The sequence below is a fragment of the Streptomyces aurantiaciflavus genome, from assembly GCF_049808595.1.
GTDB lineage: Bacteria > Actinomycetota > Actinomycetes > Streptomycetales > Streptomycetaceae > Streptomyces.
This window is the reverse complement of sequence record NZ_JBNCAQ010000009.1, coordinates 17957-35608: the sequence shown is the minus strand read 5'-3', so window position 1 is coordinate 35608 and position 17652 is coordinate 17957. Positions and strand designations below refer to the sequence as shown.

Here is a 17652-nt window from a genome sequence, read left to right as displayed (position 1 = left end):
CTCTTCCTGTACCTCTCGGCTCGCAGCTTGCAGTGGCGATTCGCCGGTCTCGACGGAGCCCCCGGGGATGTCCCAGTAGTCCTCGTACGTGGGCTCCACCGTGAGGACGCGTCCGCCGGCATCAAAGAAAAGCGCACCCGCGGCCATGCGCGGATGCGCCATCTTCGCTCCGTGCTCGCTCACTGCCATACAGCCGAGCGTGCCCACCTCGTAGTGCTCTGCTAGGTGGTGTCGTGTGCTGCCCTGGGATGAGTTGTCGGCCCCGGCTACAACCCGATCTGCGTCGTGCCCGCGCGTCCCGCAGCAGTTCTGCACGGGGTGCGCCGGCTGCGCCGCCTGCGGGCAGGGCTCCGCATGTACGGACGGTCCGGAGGCAAGGAGAGAATGAGGCCATGGCGAGATGCAAGAAGTGTGGTGCGGAAAAGCGCCGTTGGCCCCGTTCCTGTTCCCGGTGCCGTTCCCAGTCGGACCGAGGGGACGTGGCCGGGGACGCTGCCGAGCTGGCCGTGGAGACAGGACTGCTCGGATGGATCGGGCGAGGAGTCATGACCGTGGTACGGCTGATACTGCGCGCGGTCGACTGACCAGACTCTGGTGAGCACGCCCGGACCAACGTCTGACTGATCGACCCGGCCTCAAGGATCATCGCCAGTGCGTCGTCCACGCGGTTGTGGGCGCTGAGCGCTCGGGCACCACCGCCCCGGCCGCCCGGTCGACCCGCAGAACGTCAATCGGTCGTTCTTCCGCATCACCGACGCCGCCGGCCTTCGGCGCATCCGTCTGCACGACGCCCGGCACGGGTGCGCCACCCTCCTCGCCGCGGCCGGTGTCGGCCCCGCGTCGTGATGGAGATCCTGGGGCACAGCCAGATCAGCATCACGATGGACGTCTACACGCACGTGGCGTCGGACACCCAGCGCGAGGCCATCAGTCACATGGATCGCCTGCTCAGGCGCCGTCTCGACCGCGAGCGACCGCCCGGGTTGATGTCACCCGTGGATGTCGAACGCCCCGGACCGATCATCGGCCGGGGCGTTCGGGCTGTTCAGCGAGAGAGCCCCCTGTCGGACTCGAACCGACGACCTTCGCTTTACAAGTTCCGATCACCCGTGGCCAGACCTGGATGCCAGCCATCCAGCCCGGCCCGGAATCGGCACTGCTGCATCTCCTCATACAGCGACGTCCACCGATGTTGCCGTCAAGGTGTGCCGTCAGCGAGGCGTCCGAGACTCGGTCTGCCGCGAGTCTCCGGACACCAGCTCTGGCACGGGAGGCCGTCATGATCTTCTTGCGGGACCACCGATCACCTGGCCACGCAACCGAGTGCCCACCCCCGCCACAGCAGGCACACCTGCACTCACCTGGGCATTTACACGCGCGGCACGTTTGCCTCGCACCACAACGTGGTACGAACGGGGTACGAGCGTGGTACGTTCGCCGAGTGCGTGTCGATGAGCTGATCTGGAATGACTGGAACGAGGAGCACATCGCCAAGCACGGCGTGTCCCCCGACGAGGTGGAGGAGGCATGCCAAACGAAGCCCATTCGGGCGCGCCTTGTTCGGAACGAAACCTATGCACTGTTGGGTGTCACTAACAGTGGGCGTCACCTAGCCGTCTTTCTCGCGCCACGAGGCAAGAACACCTACTACGTGGTTACAGCTCGCGATATGGACCCCCGTGAGCGCCAAAGGTTTGGAAGGGGATGAAGATGACCAACGAGAACGAGAGTCCGAATCGCAGCGAAAGCGACTTGGAGTCACTCGCGGAGTACTTCCAATCCGCCAGCCTTGCAGACATGGAGTCCAGCGAGGTCGAAGTGGAGCCGTCGCGCTACCCCATGGTGTCCCGTTCCATTCGCATGGAACAAGCCATGATGTCTGAAATCCGGAAAGTTGCGGCGCAGCGCGGTGTACCCGTTACGCAGCTTATGCGTCAATGGGTTCGAGAAGGCCTGGAGCGGGCTAAGTCGGAGACAAAGGAAAATCTTTCGCTTTCGCAAGCGGCAGAGGTAACCGCCACGCCTCACGACATCCCGCGAATCGGCGTGCACGCCCTCTATGCGAATCTCTCTCTTGCCCGCTCTTACACCGTGGGGCTGATCAAGCATCACGAGGAGAGTGGCAGGGACGCCGTCGTGGGCCGACGCATTGAGCGCAGGGTGCTGCAGGAGCGGGCCATGCGGGACCCTCACAGTTCAGAGACCGAGGCGCTGGACCCGACAAAGAGGGAGCGGAGCAAGTAAAAAATGATCGACGTAACCGCCCAAGACCACGTGCTTACTTCGCTCGTGAACATCATCAACGCTTCGCAAGGCGACGAAGACGGTCCGGGCGTTGTACTCACCGTTGGCGGCCTAACCGTGAGCGGAAATATCATTCCGAACTGGCTGTGGTTCGCCGGAATGCGTCAACAGATCGCCGACGCAACGGGAAACAAGGGACCCGCATCCGGGATGGAGCTTTTCTTCAAATCTTGGGAAGATGCCGTCCTTGAGGGCAAAGCAGAAGAAGAAGCGGCGCTATCCGCAAGTGAAGGACTAGCACCGCGATACCAGGACGCAATCCGCGATAGGGATACAACCGTATTCATCCACCTACGCGATGCCAGAGTCTTTCAGCCCGGCCAAAAAGGGCTTCCGGGAAATGGCATGTACTGGCGCGGAAGGATCTGCGAAGTAACCGGGTGGTCGTTTGGGAAGCTTGAGTAACTAAACCAAGCACTTCTCCGCTCACACTGGTTACGCCTCGACGTGGCGGGCTCCTGCCCGCCGCATCGGGGCGAGGCAGTTATGGCCAGAGGCAGACGGCAGCCGACGCATTGGCGCGCCTGACGTGTGAAGCGTCTGGCGTTGGTCTCTGCCGTCCGGCCACAGGCCTTTGAGCCGAATCCATACACGCCCGCACCATAAAGGTCAACCCTCGGAATACCTGAGCGTCACCGTCCGCAAAACGCCACCGAAGCCACGTCCCCCTGACTTAATAACGAGGCCAACGATGCCCGGTAGGGTCCGTTGCTTCACTTCGTCGTAGCCGCTGCACCCACGCCCTGGGGCAGCGGGAGTTAGCCCACGTCAGCAGGCACGAGGCGGCTCGTGAAGCCCGCGTGGCACAGCCGCTCATAGGCAGCTATCACGTCCTCGGGCACATCTTGCTCGATCATGAACCCCTGCTGCGGGTAGATCATGAGTCGCTGGAGGGCGCCAACAAGCATGTCGATCACTAGTCGACCGTCACCAATGCTGTCTACGTACTCGGAAAACTCCATCGGGACCGAGGTGCACACGATTTCAACGCCCGGCCATAGCTTGCGAGTGGTCGCGTATGCCCGGCGCTGCTCGTACGGCTTGGACACAAGGAGAATCGACGAGACGTTGACGCCCTCTTCTGTCAGGAGCTCCCGCGAATACGTGATGTTCTGCCCCGTATTGGTGGCGTGTGGTTCGACCCGAAGCGCTTCGGCGGGCACTCCCAGCTCCAGCGCATGCTTCCGATAGGCGACGGCCTCCCCCTCCGGGAAGCGCGCCCGAGTCGTCGGGCTGTTGGCCCCCGTGAACACGATCAACGGCACCAAGCCGGCCTGATAAGCCTCGGCCGCTGCCGTCGCTACGCTCAGATCATGACTGCCAAGGCCAATGGCGACCGAACAGGACTTTAGGGCGTGATGCATCTGGTGGTAGTCCCAGATGAGTCGTGCGTCTTGCCATGCCCGAGCCGAGATCATCAGTCGGTCCCGTTCCCCACGTAGTGCAGCGCCTCGGCCGCCTCGCCCTCTGGGAGCTGCTGGGCCCAAGCCATGAAGGCACTTCGCACCTGTGCTGGCTCTGCCGCATTGAGGGATCCAGCAAGCTGCTCCCACGTGGCGCCGCGCCGCCGCCCCTCAAGGACTAGGCGCTGCTCCTGGTCATCAAGTTTGCGCCGGATCACAACACCGAGGGCGAGCGCGGCGAGTGCATCGGCAGCACTGGCGTCAGCCGTGGCCTGGCCGGCGAAACTGGCCATGTGGCGCTCCCGCCGGTCCGTCAGAAGCCACAGGTCCGTGGCGGGTACGTCGTCGGGAGTCGCGATGGCCACTGTGTCGATCGGCTGCGGCTTGCCTTCACTAGGCACGGGGGCCTCCATCCTCTGGCTTCTGGTCGCGGGCGGAATCGGGAACCTTGAACTCGTACTCCCACGCGAACCGAGAGGCCGCGTGGATGCCTACGGCGAATTCGACCACCGTGCCATCCGCCGTATACGTGGTTCTGTGAAGCTCCACCACAGGTTCACCCATTGGAAGCTGTAGAAGCTTTACCTCATCAGCTGTAGGAACGCGGGCGAACAGGGCTTCTCTCATGTGGTCGATCTCGTAACCCGCGTCATACAGCACCCGGTACCCACCGCCACGGCCGGCGGGCCCCGGCGTGGGATCGACGATGCGCGTTCCCTCGACGTGTTCGGGCCGGTAGTAGCTGGTCAGAGAGTGGGTCGGCTGGGTGCCTTCCTTCACGAGGCGGGCGCGCGCGTACACCGCGGATCCGACTGGCACACCGAGACCCTCGGCCACGAGGCCACTCGCCTCGACACGGCTCACGGTTTGTGTCTGCTCGTTGCGCTTGTACGAGCGCCCCGACGCGACACGGTCAGCGATGAACGCGACCTCATCCCCGTCGCGCCACTTCACCTTGTCGTATCGAGCGATGCCGAGCCGCTTGAGCGGTGAGCGCGGGCGTACGACCGTGCCGTGCCCGCGCGACGACGTCACCAGTCCCTCAGCCTCAAGCGCCTTGTACGCCTGATGAACGGTGGACTTGGAGCCTTCCCCAGCCTCGACAAGGTCTCTGATCTGGGGCAACTGGGCCCCGGGTGCGTACTCGCCGTTCCTGATCTGTTCCGCGAGTCGATCCGCCAGCTCGCGCCACTTGGGTGCCACAGCCGAACTCCCTTCGATGTCGTCCAGTGAAGCACAGTCCCAGGACTGTTGACAGTCCTGGGACTGCGTGCCATCTTCATCTCAGGCCGCTCGCAGTCCTAGGACAGCGAGTTGGAGGGGCCCTCTTTGGGCTGCCTTCCACGTGCGGCTAGGGGCCCGGGACAGAGCGGGCTGAGGGCACCGGATCCCTGGTCAACCGGATGGCTAGGCCGAAAGGCCAACGTCTCCATACGCCTACAAACGGGGGCTCGTGTTCCCGAAGGAGACACCTGCACCACTTGCAAGACCTCAGCCCCGGCAACCAGCCATGAAGGGCGCGGGATCGAATCTCGCCCGGGGCACTTCGATCGCTGGTCTGCGGTCGTGTCGCGTGTCTTACGCGGCTTCCCCTTCAACGGCGCGCGGCCCCGGGTGGCTAGACCCGGGACCGCTGTTCGGGCCGTTCCTGTGTGAGAGGAACACTGACCCATGAAGCACATCGGTGCTGCTCAGGTGGCTGTTACCGCCGACGAGTTCGACCGTGAGCCGACGCTCGCGGAGTTGGACGCGATCGAGCAGGAGTCTCCGCTGATCCTGGCGGAGGTCGAGTTGCTCGACGCGCAGATCAAGGCCATGGACCACCCCGCGAACGAGGTGGACACGCGGCGCATCCGCCGGGCCCGGAATCGCGTGCTGGCCGCGCGGCGGGACCTGGTCAACCGCACGGCTGACGCGAGCGCGCCCGGCGGTGCGGCGTGAAGGCCAGGACCGTTCTGCCCGCCGTCGCCATGACGGCGGTGTCCATGGTGCTCACCCTCGCCGTGGTGGTGATGTGGCTGGTCGAGTCGATGCCGTGGCCCGTCGCCCTGGTCGTCGGTCTCGGCATCGACGGCGGATGGCTCGCCACCCTCGCCTACGAGCGCCGCCTGGCCGCGCAGGGCGACCACAACCGCGCGGTCACCGCCGTCGGCTGGACGTTCGGCCTGATCGCCACCGCCGTCTTGGTCGCGCACGCTCTGACCGCCGACCACTCGCGCGGCGCGTGGCTGGCCGTGGCGTGGCTGCCGCTCGCGGCGAAGGCGCTGTGGCTGGTGCACGGTCTGTGGGAGCGCACCGCGCTCACCCCTGCCGCGCTGGACGCCATCGCAGGCATCCAGCAGGAAGCCCGCGACGAGGCGGCCGTGGCCCGCGCCCGGCTGCGTGCCGAAGCATCCACAGAGGAGACGCGGCTGACGACCGTGACGGCCGCAGGGGCGCGCGTCGCACGCGTGCAGGCCAAGACCGCTGAGACGCTCGCCGACGCGTGGTCGACGCTGGAGGCCGCGCGTCGGGGCGAGGACACCGGCAGGGCACTGACCAGCGTGACGGCCCGCGTCACACCCGACGTCACGCCCCGGTGGGAGCTTCCCGTGTGGGGCCCCACGGAGCCGGTCCCCGCGCTGGAGTCGGGACCCGCGCTCACGGATGCGGAGCTTGACGCTCTGATCGACGAGATCCGCAACAGCGAGACCCCGGCCCTGTCCTACCGCGAGATGGCCACCCGCTTCCGCGCGGCCGGCCACTCCGCCTCCGAGGTCCGGTTGCGGGCCGCGTGGAAGCGCGTGGCGTGATGGCTGCGCTGCCGGTCTTCCGGTGGCATCTCGCCCCGGAGGGCTACGCCACCCGCCGCCAGCTACGGGCGCGCGGTCTGCGCCCCGGCGGGCAGGGCGTGGCCGCTCAGCTCGAACGGCCGCGCCGCCGCCGCGGGCCGCTGGTCGCCTACCTCTACCAGATCGACCTGGCCAAGCCGGTACGGCCCATGACCCCCGCGAAGTGGGCGGCTCTGGCTAAGGCCAACGCCGCCCGCCGTACCTGCCCCAAGTGCCGACGCGATGCCGGATACGTCATCCCGGCGTCTCTCGGTGCCTGCGTGGGCTGCACCTACCCCGCTCCCTCCGATTCCCTGAGGAGTTGCTGACCATGGGCAAGCCCGACACCCGCAGCATTGACCGCGAGATAGCCAAGACGAACCGCAAGCTGGAGGCGGTCCGCCGGGGCGAGATGTGGGCCCTGAACAGCTCCGAGCGGCGCGCCGTCCTCGGGGCGCTCGCCGGGGGTTCGTACCGGGTCCTGCGCGGCAAGAGCACCACCCGGCAGGAGAACCGGCTGGAGTCCGTCTCCGAGCAGGCCATCACCCGGCTGACGGCCGAGATCACCGCGCTGCACATCGAGCGGGCGCGGATCGTGCGGGAGTACGCCGCCGCCAAATCCGCCAAGAAGGCGTCGCGGTGGTGGTGAACACGCAGCCCGCGAGCGGCCGTTGCCCGGCCGCGCACCCGGAAGACCCCACGCCCTGCGTCGGTCCGGCCGTGGTGACCGTGCTGGACCGCTTCAACGCGGGCGCGGACGGCTGCGAGCACCACAGCGCCCGCCTGCTCGCCTCCCTCAACGGCGGACGCGTCTACGCCCTCCCGCACGCCGCGCCCGGTACGGCCATCCGCGTGTTCAAGGCGGCCGACGGTATCCGCCCGTTCTGCTGGCTGGACGGCCCGCGCACCGAGCCCTCCCAGCTCAGCCACGCGGAGAACCGCGCCCGTCACGGCGCCTGAACCACCCCCCGCCCCCGCCCGCCCCGGTTGCGGCGGGGGCCCCTCAACTTCCCGCCCCAATCGGGGCAGTCAGGAGTGCTCCCGTCATGGGTGACACCGTCGTGCACCTGCACAAGAACACCGACCCGTCCACCGAACCCGCCGCCGTGACCACGTTGACCGTGGTCCCCGACCCCGCCCCGCCCGCGCCCGTCCCGCTGTGGGTGCGCTCCGGGCGCGCGGTGAAGACGGCCGCCACGCACGACCGCACGAAGACCGCCGCGCGTGCGGCCGTCCGGCACACCCTCTACGTGGCCGGCGGGGCGCGGATCGTGGCCCGCCGTGCCTGGGACGGCCGCACCGCCGCCCGCTATGAGCGCAACCTGCGCGCGGCGGAAGCCGCGGGGAACTATGAGGCCGCGATGGAGTGGGAGGAGCGCGGGCAGCGCTTCCGCGAGGCACGCCACCGCCGCCGGATGGACCTGCTCCACTCCCCGGTGGACGCGGCCAAGGGCGCCCTGGTCGGCACCGGCATGGGCATCGGATCCCTGGTCGCCCTCGGGGTCGTGCTGGCCATCGCGAACAAGGACGTCACGGACGTCATCACCCCGGTCATGGCGGTCATTGAGTTCATCCGCCTGATGATCACTATCGTGTCTGTGGTGTGGGGGCCGCTGGTCACCCTGGGCCCGTTCTTCGCCCTGCTCGCCCTGTGGGCGGTTGGCAGCAAGCAGCAGGCCGCCCCGGCGTGGGTCATGCCGGACCGGGTCCGCAACGGCGAGGGTGAGCCGATCACCCCGTCCATCGTGGTCAAGGCCCTGCGCGACCTGGGTATCCCGGCCATGCGCAACGCCATCAAGGAAATGGGCGACGCCGGCGCGTCCATGTTGTCCCCCATCGTGATCGCCGGATGCGGGGTGGAAGTCGACGTCACCCTCCCCTCGGGGGTGTCGACGAACGAGATCCAGCAGCGGCGGCGCAAGCTCGCCGAGAACCTGTCCCGGCACGAGCACGAAGTGTTCATCACCATCCCGACCGCCGCCCGCACGGTGCGGCTGTGGGTCGCGGACTCGGGTGCGCTGGACGAGCCGATCGGCCCGTCGCCGCTGGTCACGGACGAGACGCTGACCGGGGATTACGCCAAGGGCCGCGCCCCGTGGGGCCAGGACCTGCGCGGGGACGCCGCCGCCATCAGCCTCTTTCAGCGGCACTTCCTGATCACGGGGCTTTCCAACCAGGGCAAGACCGCCGCCCTGCGCGCGCTCGCCCTGTGGCTCGCACTCGACCGGTCGGTGCAGTTCCTCATGGGCGACCTCAAGGGCGCCGGCGACTGGGCCATGTTCGACGGACTCGCCGATGTGCTCATCCAGGGCCCGACGGATGAGCACGTGATCGAGGTGACCGAGATGGTGGAGAGTGCGGTCGACGAGATGAACCGCCGTCTTGTGGCCCCGCCCGGCACCGCGTTCCCGCCGCTGATCGTGCTGGTCGACGAAGCACAGGTGGCGTTCATGTGCCCGGCCGTGGACGACGAGAAGCGCCCCTACGGCGGCCAGAAGGCCAAGTCCCGCTACTTCAACGCCGTCCGCAAAATCCACAACCAGGGCCGCGCGGTCAACGTCCTGATGTGGCAGGGCACCCAGGACCCCACCGACCAGAACCTCCCCAAGCTGGTCCGTGAGGGCGCCCACACCCGTGCCTCGCTCGCCCTGGGCACCGAGTCACAGGCACGCATGGCGCTCGGTGACAAGGCGGTCGACGGCGGCGCCGCACCGAACCTGCTGCGCCCCGGCCTGGACAAGGGCACCGTCGTGGTCGCCTCCGACGGCATCGAGATCCCCGCCGGACAGGCGTCCATCACGGTCCGGACGCACTACATCAGCACAGATGATGCGCACGTGATCGCGGAGCGGGCGAAGGCGCTGCGCGACGGGGTCACCACCCTGCACGCCATCGAGCGGGGCGAGGAGCGTGACCCGCTCGCCGACATCGCCGCCGCCCTCGGCGACGCGGCACGGGTACCAACCACCGACGTCCTCAAGCGGCTTGCCGCGCTCAACGAGGACGCCTACGGCACCTGGACGAACGGTGACCTCAAGCGCGTCCTGGACGCGCACGGCGCGGAGCCCTACAAGTCCGACGGCCGCATGGTCGTCGCCCGCGACCGCGTCCTGCGCGCGCTCGCCAACCGCGACGGCGACGGTTCCGCTTCCGTCTCCGAGTAGAGGGAGGCGACCCCTCCCCGGGCCAGGGAGGCAGGGAGAACTCCCTGAAGGGCTCCCTGGCCCGCCTCCCTGGCCCTGACCTGCACGAATGATCAGTCAGGGAGTCAGGGAGGCACGCAGGTCAGCGCACCCGAAACCCCCTCCACACGCCACCCCGCAGGGGGTGGTCCCGCCTCCCTGCACCGTCACCCGAAGGGATTCCGCATGTACTCCGAGGAGACCGACCGGGCGCCCGCCTTACGGGGTCCGGAAGTCCAACAGCCCACCCCGATCACCCCCACCGTGGCCCCGTATGCGGCGCCACTCGTTCCCCTCCAGCCGCACGCCGTGCCGACGGTCGCGAGCGTCGTCCTCCCGGACGGCCGTGTCGTCACCGGCTACGCCATCGAGCCGGCCAAGCCGGAACCGGTCGTCGCCAAGCCGGCCGTCTCCCGCGCGGCGGTGAACGTCGCCCTCGGAGGCGTCGGGTTCGCCGCCGTGTGCGGCGGACTGCTCCTGCTGACCACCTTCATCACCGCGCTCACCGCCCTCATCACCCAGCTCATCACCCTCGCCGCCGTCATCTTCGGCGGATGGATCGCCGTCCAGATCTTCAGCGCACGCAGCCACGGCGAGAGCGGGACCACGGTCAACATCCGCAAGGCCGTCATCAAGCGCAACCGCTTCTACCAGTAGCTACGCCAAGGGCGGCCCCTTCATTCCGCCAAGAACCGGGGCCGCCCTTGCCAACCAGCCAACAACTGACCTGTTGGAGGTCATCCAGCATGACGCAACCCACCACCATCGGGCGAGCCTTACCCCCGGCCGTTCGCACCCTGCTCCCGGGAGCTCCCGCGGCGAGCGGGATGCGGTTCTACCTGACCACGCACAAACGGCACTGGCTGCGTCTCACCGATGTGCCGCTGTTCTTGAAGTCCGAGCACTTCGACCGCGCCATCAAGTGGGACGAAGCCCGCGGCCCCTACGCCATCGACTCCGGCGGCTTCATGGAGCTCAAGGACAAGGGCGCCTGGACCCGTTCGCCCCGCAAGTACGTCGATGACCTGCGCCGCATCTGGGAACACGTCGGCCCCTACGACTGGGCCGCCCCGCAGGACTGGATGTGCGAGGACGCCATCATTCACGGCGGCACCTTCAACGGACAGCACTTCATCGGCACCCACCTCAGCGTTGTCGAGCACCAGCGGCGCACGGTGGCCAACTTCCTTGAACTGCGCTCCCTCGCCCCGGACCTGCGCATCGCTCCCGTGCTCCAGGGCCGCAGCATCCCCGAGTACGAGCGGTGTGTGGAGCTGTACGAGCGGGCCGGTGTCGACCTGCGGGCCGAACCGGTCGTCGGGCTGGGCTCGGTGTGCCGGTTGCAGTCCACCCGCCAGGGCGCCGCCATCGTCACCGCCATGGCCGCGCACGGCTTCCGCCTCCACGGCTTCGGCTTCAAAATTCTCGGTCTGGAACGCGTCGGTCACCTGTTGGCCTCCGCGGACTCCGCGGCCTGGAGCTCCCACGCCCGCCGCCGGCCGCCGCTGCCTGGCCACACCCATAAGAACTGCGCGAACTGCATCGACTACGCCCTGCTGTGGCGCGAGCGCGTCATCAACGCCATCCCCACCCACGGCCAGATGCTCCTGACCGACCGGAGCGCCGCATGAATCTCCTGCACACCGCCCTGAGCCTCGCCGCAAACGGAATCCCGCCCCTGCCCCTGCGGGCGGGCAAGGTGCCGTTCGGCAACTGCCCGGACTGCGCCGGCAACGCGTGCGGCGGACGGCCGAACATGAAGAACCCCGGCCCCTGCCGCTGCCCCGGCGTCTGCCACGCGTGGGCTGCCGCCACCACCGACCCGCACGTCCTCACCTCCCCGGCATGGGCGTCCGCGTGGCGTCGGGCCGCCGCCGTCGCGTACCACCCGGGCGGCGCCGGCGTGACCGTGGTCGACCTGGACGACGCGGCGGCCGTCGCATGGGCCCGCGCCACCCTCCCGGCCACACGCACTGTGCCGACAACACGGGGGGAGCACTGGATCTACCAGGGTGTCACGCGGTCCGTGAACACTGTCCGCCCCGGCGTCGACATCAAGTCCACGATGGCTTACGCCCGTTGGCTCGGTCCCGGCACCGGCTCCACAGCCGCCCTCCCGGACGCTGTGCGCGCGCTGGCAGTAAAGGACCCGTCCACGGCTCGCAGGGCGCCACAGACGCTCACAGCGCTGAGGAGCGGTCAGGGGGAGTGCCGCCACCGTACGCCCGCCTATTTGGAACGTGGCATCGCCATGGCCGAGCAGCGCATCACCGAAGCCCGTAGCGCCATCCACGCGACCGTGTACCGCACGTTCCTCGCCGTGCTGTCCACGCACGGCCGGTGCGGCTGCCTCACCGACGCCCACATCGGTCGTTTGTTCACCGCCGCGCAGGCCAAGGGCGAATCCCCCCGGCACTGCACCGACGCGTGGACCAACGCCCTGACCAGGTTGGGACTGTGACCATGTCCGACGACGAGAAGAACCCCGCCCGCGAGATCATCACCGACTACGCGCGGGCGCACTTCCGGTACTTCCGCACCGCAGACGGCACCGTGTACGCGCAGAGGAACGGCCACCCCGTCGCGCGGCCGATCCGCTCCCAGGGCACGACGGGAAGTCACCGCCAGGAACTTATGGTCGGCCTGTTCAGGGACGGTCTCGGGGTGTTCAACGGCACCGCGCTCAAGGAGGCACTGGACCTGATCGAAGCACTCGCACTCACGGAGGACGTGCAGCCCGTCCACATCCGCGTCGCCCCCGGATTCGACGGGGCGACGTGGCTGGACCTGGGCCGCAGTGACGGGCAGTCCGTCCGCATCCACCCCACCGGCTGGGACGTGCTCACCCCCGACCCGCGTGAGGTGTGCTGGCGGCGCACCCAGCTCACCGGTGAACTCCCCCTGCCCGCCAAGGACACCGACGGCAAGGGCATCGATCTCCTGCTGAGGCTGTGCAACTTCGCCAACGCCGAGACCGAGTGCCTGGCCATCGCCTGGCTGATCGGCTGTTTGGGACCGTCCGTGCCCGTCCCCGCCCCGTTCCTCACCGGGCCCCAGGGCGCCGGCAAGTCCACCGGCGGACGCATGCTCGTACGGATCATCGAGGGCATGAGCGGCGACCTGCGCCGCGCCCCGAAGGACGAAGAGAACCTGATCGCAGCAGTGGCGGCCGGATGGGTCACAGCCCTGGACAACCTCTCCCACATGACCCCGGACCTGTCCGACGCCATGTGCTGCATCGTCACCGGCGCCGAGAACGTCAAGCGCGCCCTGTTCACCGACGGGGACGTATTCCGCGCCCGCTACCGCCGCCCTCTGCTCCTGACCGGTATCGACGTGGGAGTCATCCGCCCCGACCTCGCCGAACGGCTCCTGCCGCTGCGCCTGGAGCGGCCCCGGGTGCGGCGCACCGAAGCGGAACTGTGGGCGGAGTACGCGGAGGTGCTGCCCGTTGTCCTCGGGTCTCTCCTGGATCTCACGGTGAAGGTCCGCGCGGTTGAGGCGGAGACGCCCACCGATCTGCGGATGGCGGACTTCGCGCACCTGTGCGCGCAGCTCGACGCGGCCACCGGGCTGGGGGCGCTCACCGCTTACCGGGCCAGTCTGGACGACCTCAACGACGACGTCATTGAGGGGGACTTGCTGGCGCAGACCGTCCTCAGGCACGCCGCTGAGATCGAACCGGGCGCTGAGCAGCGGATGACTTCCACGGAGTGGCTGCACTGCCTCACTCGCCTCTACACGGGCGAGGACTTCCGTCCCCTGCCCAAGGGCTGGCCGACCACCGGCAAAGTCCTCTCCGACCGGCTCAAGCGCCTCCAGCCGACCCTCGCCGCCCGGGGCGTCCTCATCGACTCGGGCCGCACCAGGGACGGCCGCTACATCGAGATGACCCGCTCGCCCGCCACGCCCCCGCACGAACAGCAGACGTTATGACCGGCACCGCCGCCCGACCGCACGAGCAAGAGGAGCACCACCGGCCAGGCGTGCTCCTCTTGCTGTTCGGCGGCACCGCCGCCCTGCGATGGACGCGCCGCGAAGCGGCTCCTTCTTCACTCCCTGAGCCGCGGCACATCACCACAGACGCCCTCTCTTTTTCCTAAGTAGGGGAACGCTGCGTCACCGCGTCACAGGCGCCCCGAAAACGGTAGGTGACCTGCGCATACGGGCGTGACGCAGACGCTCCCGGCTGCGTCACGCCGCGTCACCTGCGTCACGCGTGACGGACGGCCTGCGTCACTCGTGACGCACCCCCACCCCTCTGCGTCACACAAAACCCGCAGGCCAGAAGCCTGAATGACGCAGGTGACGCGGTGACGCAGAAATCCACACCTCGGACACACACGCGCATCCGCTACCGCCGCAAGGCCCCCAGAGGAGTCCACGCATGACCACCGCCATGCCCCCGACCCCCCAAGCGCTCAAGGTCCCCGAGGTCATGACCGCCCTGCGCCTCAGCCGCAGCAAGGTCTACGACCTCATCCGCTCCAAGGAACTCCCGAGCTACACGTCCGGCCGTGCCCGCCGCATCCCGGTGGAGGCCGTCAGCAAGTACATGCAGAACCGACTTGAGGAGAACGCAGCCTGATGGCACCCCGCAAGAGGAACCCGAACGGTGCCGGCAGCATCTGGCAGCGCAAGGACGGGCGTTTCGAGGCGCGGGTCTACGTCCCGCAGCCGGACGGCACCCGCAAGCGCAAGACGGTCTACGGCGCCACCTGGGAGGAGTGCGACGAGAAGCGGCAGGAACTCGTCCGCCGCGACCGACAGGGCATCCCGACGCCGTCCCGGTCGGCGAAGCTCTCCGAGTGGCTGCCGTACTGGCTGGAGGAGTACGTCAAGCCGCACCGGAAGCGCACGACCTACGTGAAGTACGAGATGCACGTGCGGCTGTACCTCGTGCCGCTGCTGGGCAGTCGCCGCCTGGAGTCGCTCACCACCGCGAACGTGCGGCAGATGATCTCGAAGGTCACCGCGCAGTCGTCGGCCGCCACAGCGAAGGAGGCGCACCGCGTCCTGCGCACCGCCATCACCGCCGCCTGCCGCGACGAACTGATCAGCCGCAACGTCGTCCAGCTCGTCCCCGCGCCGCGAGTCGAGCCGCGGGAGCTGCGCCCCTGGTCGCTGGACGAGACCCTGACGTTCCTGGAGGCCGCCCGGACGGATCCGCTCTACACCGCGTTCGTCCTCGCCGTCGCCCTCGGTCTGCGGCGCGGCGAGATCCTCGGCTTGCAGTGGCGGGACGTCGACCTTGACCGGCGCACCCTCACCGTCCGGACCACGCTGCACCGTGGCGGCAAGGAGCTCTACCTCGACACGACCAAGAACCGGCGGTCGCGAGTGATCCCCATCCCGCTGATGTGCGTGGCGCCGCTCCGGTGGCAGCGCATGCGGCAGGCAGAGCGCCGCGCGGCGGCCGGCGCCGACTGGCACGAGAGCGATCACGTCTTCACGACCCGCAGCGGGCGGCCGATCGAGCCCCGGAACCTCTACCGATCGTTCCTGCGGATCTCGGAGGCCGCCAAGCTCCCGCAGGTCCGTCTCCACGACACCCGTCACGGATGCGCCTCGCTGCTCTTCGCGGCCGGCGTCGCACCCCGCACCGTGATGGAGATCCTCGGTCACTCGCAGATCGCAGTGACCATGAACGTCTACACGCACGTGAGCGACGACCACCGGCGGGAGGCCATGGGCCACATGGATCGGCTGCTCAAGCGGCGCCGTTAAGCGGGACTGCCGTCAAGAACTACCGTCAACGCCCCCACGGTCCCAGACCGTGGGGGCGTTGTCCCTGCTAGATCAAAGAGCCCCCTGTCGGACTCGAACCGACGACCTTCGCTTTACAAGAGCGGTGCTCTACCAGCTGAGCTAAGGAGGCCTGCACACAGGTGCCCGTGCAGTGTACCCAGCTCCCGGGGGTGCTCTGTCGAAAATTTCCGCGAAGTTCACATGCCCCGAGGTACTGACAGATCAGGCGAACGCCAGGTACCGTCCTGAGCCAGTTCACCCGTGTGGACTACACCAACCACCTTCCTACAACGGATCGTCCGGCACGTTCCTGCCGGTAGAAGGGGGCCTCTGAGCCATGGCCACAGTCACGTTCGACAAGGCGACCCGGATTTACCCGGGTTCCACCAAGCCCGCCGTCGACGCACTCGACATCGAGATCGCGGACGGCGAGTTCCTCGTCCTGGTCGGCCCGTCGGGTTGCGGAAAGTCCACCTCGCTCCGGATGCTCGCGGGGCTCGAGGACGTCAACGGCGGCGCCATCCGCATCGGTGACCGCGACGTCACGCACCTGCCGCCCAAGGACCGGGACATCGCCATGGTGTTCCAGAACTACGCCCTCTACCCGCACATGACGGTCGCCGACAACATGGGCTTCGCGCTCAAGATCGCCGGCGTCAACAAGGCGGAGATCCGGCAGAAGGTCGAGGAGGCCGCGAAGATCCTCGACCTCACCGAGTACCTGGACCGCAAGCCGAAGGCCCTCTCCGGCGGTCAGCGCCAGCGTGTCGCGATGGGCCGCGCCATCGTGCGTGAGCCGCAGGTCTTCCTCATGGACGAGCCGCTGTCCAACCTCGACGCCAAGCTCCGTGTGTCGACGCGTACGCAGATCGCGTCGCTGCAGCGACGCCTGGGCATCACCACCGTCTACGTCACCCACGACCAGGTCGAGGCCCTGACGATGGGCGACCGCGTGGCGGTCCTCAAGGACGGTCTGCTCCAGCAGGTCGACACCCCCCGCAACATGTACGACAAGCCCGCCAACCTCTTCGTGGCCGGCTTCATCGGCTCCCCGGCGATGAACCTGGTCGAGGTGCCGATCACCGACGGCGGTGTGAAGTTCGGCAACAGCGTGGTGCCGGTGCAGCGCGACGCGCTCTCCGCGGCCACCGACAAGACGGTCACCGTCGGTGTCCGCCCCGAGCACTTCGACGTGGCCGGCGCCGACTCCGACCAGGGCGTCGCGGTCACCGTGAACGTGGTCGAGGAGCTCGGCTCCGACGCCTTCGTCTACGGCACCGCCAAGGTCGGTGGCGAGTCGAAGGACCTCGTGGTCCGTGTCGGCGGCCGTGACGTCCCGGAGAAGGGCAGCACGCTGCACGTCGTCCCGCGCGCGGGCGAGACCCACGTGTTCTCGACCTCGACGGGCGCCCACGTGTTCTCGACCTCGACGGGCGCGCGCCTCTCCGACTGAGCGCTCCGCACGGGATGAATCCACCCGGTTGACGAGAAGGGCCCCGCTGGTTGCTGCGGGGCCCTTCTCGTTGTCACCGAATCCCCGGCACACCGGGCGTTTCGAGCAGCGAGCGTCAACCCCTACCCAAAAAGGGGCACTCCTTCATCCCCCGACCGGGTGACTAAACGTCGCTGCATGATTACCTCGCGCTACCCTCACACGCGTGAAGCACTCCGTGAAGCACTCCACCCCCCAGACGCGACGCGGCCGGGGTCCCGCCCGGCGGGTCGGCCGCTCCCTCGCCCTCGTCCTGCCCGTCGTCATGGTGCTCTCGGGGACCCTCGCGGTCACCCGGGTCAACTGGACGGGGAACCCCTCCTCCGACTCGGTGCTCACCGCCGCCGACGTCTCCACCGCGCACCGCACCTCGCACGGCGCAGCCCGGGCACCGCAGGACGTCCTGCGCGACCAGCTGCTGACCGAGCTCCAGGAGAAGGACCCGGGCACCGCCCTGACCCACCTCCAGGCCGCGGTGAACGGCAAGCCGTCCCTGGCGAAGTACTGCGCCTCCATCGCCCGCGACCTGGGCCGCGCCGCCGTCCGCGCCTACGGCGCCTCCCGCGCCCAGTCCTACGCCCGCCCCGTCTGCGACACCGCCTTCGCCTCGGGCGTCCTGGCCGCGCACAACTGAGGTCGTGGGGGGGCCCCCCCCCCCCGGGGGGCCGCCCCCCCCCGGCCCCCCCCCCCCGCGCCGGGGCCCCATGACCAAA

19 protein-coding genes, 1 tRNA gene and 2 pseudogenes are annotated in these 17652 nt (G+C 68.5%); 17 read left to right on the top strand and 5 right to left on the bottom strand.

The features are described from left to right. Nucleotides 1–12: 12 nt before the first annotated feature. A pseudogene (locus tag ACPT94_RS12335) lies at nt 13–147 on the bottom strand (NUDIX domain-containing protein); the annotation flags it as partial. A 549-nt stretch (nt 148–696) separates the two neighbouring features. Between ACPT94_RS12335 and ACPT94_RS12330 the strand changes: the two are divergent. The 3 genes and pseudogenes from ACPT94_RS12330 to ACPT94_RS12320 all read left to right on the top strand — a co-directional run. Beyond that, nucleotides 697–965: pseudogene (locus ACPT94_RS12330) on the top strand (tyrosine-type recombinase/integrase); the annotation flags it as partial. 745 nt (nt 966–1710) lie between these two features. Further along, entirely contained in the window at nt 1711–2244 is a 534-nt protein-coding gene (locus ACPT94_RS12325; protein ID WP_425245823.1) for a hypothetical protein, read from the top strand. A gap of 3 nt (nt 2245–2247) precedes the next feature. Continuing rightward, nucleotides 2248–2709, top strand: a complete 462-nt coding sequence (locus ACPT94_RS12320) for a hypothetical protein (protein WP_425245822.1) — start codon at nt 2248–2250, stop codon at nt 2707–2709. A 353-nt stretch (nt 2710–3062) separates the two neighbouring features. On the opposite strand, the gene ACPT94_RS12315 is transcribed toward ACPT94_RS12320, so the two are convergent. From ACPT94_RS12315 to ACPT94_RS12305, 3 genes are read right to left on the bottom strand one after another with little or no spacing between them, the layout of a single operon-like run. Further along, nucleotides 3063–3722 (bottom strand): YdcF family protein, encoded by a 660-nt coding sequence (locus tag ACPT94_RS12315; RefSeq protein ID WP_425245821.1) that lies wholly within the window; start codon nt 3720–3722, stop codon nt 3063–3065. Then, nucleotides 3722–4108, bottom strand: a complete 387-nt coding sequence (locus ACPT94_RS12310) for a hypothetical protein (protein ID WP_425245820.1) — start codon at nt 4106–4108, stop codon at nt 3722–3724. The genes ACPT94_RS12315 and ACPT94_RS12310 overlap by 1 nt, the downstream gene beginning before the upstream one ends. Further along, the gene (locus ACPT94_RS12305) at nt 4101–4910 is read right to left on the bottom strand and encodes a GntR family transcriptional regulator (protein WP_425245819.1); all 810 of its coding nucleotides are present in this window, start codon (nt 4908–4910) and stop codon (nt 4101–4103) included. The genes ACPT94_RS12310 and ACPT94_RS12305 overlap by 8 nt, the downstream gene beginning before the upstream one ends. Nucleotides 4911–5378: 468 nt before the next feature. Here ACPT94_RS12305 and ACPT94_RS12300 point away from each other — a divergent pair, with 468 nt between their 5' ends. The 12 genes from ACPT94_RS12300 to ACPT94_RS12245 all read left to right on the top strand — a co-directional run bounded on the left by ACPT94_RS12300 (nt 5379) and on the right by ACPT94_RS12245 (nt 15426). Next, on the top strand, nt 5379–5648 hold the full coding sequence (locus ACPT94_RS12300; protein ID WP_425245818.1) for a DUF6284 family protein: 270 nt from the start codon (nt 5379–5381) through the stop codon (nt 5646–5648). Beyond that, entirely contained in the window at nt 5645–6499 is an 855-nt protein-coding gene (locus ACPT94_RS12295) for a protein spdB (RefSeq protein ID WP_425245817.1), read from the top strand. Before ACPT94_RS12300 ends, ACPT94_RS12295 begins: the two co-directional genes overlap by 4 nt. Next, nucleotides 6499–6846 (top strand): RRQRL motif-containing zinc-binding protein, encoded by a 348-nt coding sequence (locus ACPT94_RS12290; protein ID WP_425245816.1) that lies wholly within the window; start codon nt 6499–6501, stop codon nt 6844–6846. Before ACPT94_RS12295 ends, ACPT94_RS12290 begins: the two co-directional genes overlap by 1 nt. 2 nt (nt 6847–6848) lie before the next feature. Beyond that, nucleotides 6849–7166: a hypothetical protein gene (locus ACPT94_RS12285; protein ID WP_425245815.1), complete on the top strand. Its 318-nt coding sequence runs from the start codon at nt 6849–6851 to the stop codon at nt 7164–7166. Beyond that, nucleotides 7157–7477: a hypothetical protein gene (locus ACPT94_RS12280; RefSeq protein ID WP_425245814.1), complete on the top strand. Its 321-nt coding sequence runs from the start codon at nt 7157–7159 to the stop codon at nt 7475–7477. Before ACPT94_RS12285 ends, ACPT94_RS12280 begins: the two co-directional genes overlap by 10 nt. Nucleotides 7478–7563: 86 nt before the next feature. Then, a complete protein-coding gene (locus ACPT94_RS12275) occupies nt 7564–9681 on the top strand; it encodes an FtsK/SpoIIIE domain-containing protein (protein ID WP_425245813.1) in 2118 nt (705 codons plus the stop codon). A gap of 204 nt (nt 9682–9885) precedes the next feature. After that, the gene (locus tag ACPT94_RS12270) at nt 9886–10356 is read left to right on the top strand and encodes a hypothetical protein (protein ID WP_425245812.1); all 471 of its coding nucleotides are present in this window, start codon (nt 9886–9888) and stop codon (nt 10354–10356) included. Nucleotides 10357–10445: 89 nt separating this feature from the next. Further along, complete coding sequence (locus ACPT94_RS12265; protein ID WP_425245811.1) at nt 10446–11330, top strand: deazapurine DNA modification protein DpdA family protein; 885 nt, start codon at nt 10446–10448, stop codon at nt 11328–11330. Then, nucleotides 11327–12160 (top strand): bifunctional DNA primase/polymerase, encoded by an 834-nt coding sequence (locus ACPT94_RS12260; RefSeq protein ID WP_425245810.1) that lies wholly within the window; start codon nt 11327–11329, stop codon nt 12158–12160. Before ACPT94_RS12265 ends, ACPT94_RS12260 begins: the two co-directional genes overlap by 4 nt. A gap of 2 nt (nt 12161–12162) precedes the next feature. Next, entirely contained in the window at nt 12163–13635 is a 1473-nt protein-coding gene (locus ACPT94_RS12255; RefSeq protein WP_425245809.1) for an ATP-binding protein, read from the top strand. 451 nt (nt 13636–14086) lie between these two features. Then, nucleotides 14087–14287, top strand: coding sequence for a helix-turn-helix domain-containing protein (locus tag ACPT94_RS12250; RefSeq protein WP_358985224.1), 201 nt, complete (start codon nt 14087–14089; stop codon nt 14285–14287). Then, nucleotides 14287–15426 carry a site-specific integrase gene (locus ACPT94_RS12245; RefSeq protein WP_425245808.1) on the top strand — a complete coding sequence of 380 codons (1140 nt, stop codon included), beginning with the start codon at nt 14287–14289 and terminating at the stop codon, nt 15424–15426. Before ACPT94_RS12250 ends, ACPT94_RS12245 begins: the two co-directional genes overlap by 1 nt. Nucleotides 15427–15504: 78 nt before the next feature. On the opposite strand, the gene ACPT94_RS12240 is transcribed toward ACPT94_RS12245, so the two are convergent. Next, nucleotides 15505–15577: transfer RNA gene (locus ACPT94_RS12240), tRNA-Thr, on the bottom strand. A 207-nt stretch (nt 15578–15784) separates the two neighbouring features. Here ACPT94_RS12240 and ACPT94_RS12235 point away from each other — a divergent pair. Beyond that, a complete protein-coding gene (locus ACPT94_RS12235) occupies nt 15785–16900 on the top strand; it encodes an ABC transporter ATP-binding protein (protein WP_425245807.1) in 1116 nt (371 codons plus the stop codon). A gap of 217 nt (nt 16901–17117) precedes the next feature. Then, nucleotides 17118–17573, top strand: coding sequence for a hypothetical protein (locus ACPT94_RS12230; protein WP_425245912.1), 456 nt, complete (start codon nt 17118–17120; stop codon nt 17571–17573). The last annotated feature ends 79 nt before the right edge of the window (nt 17574–17652 follow it).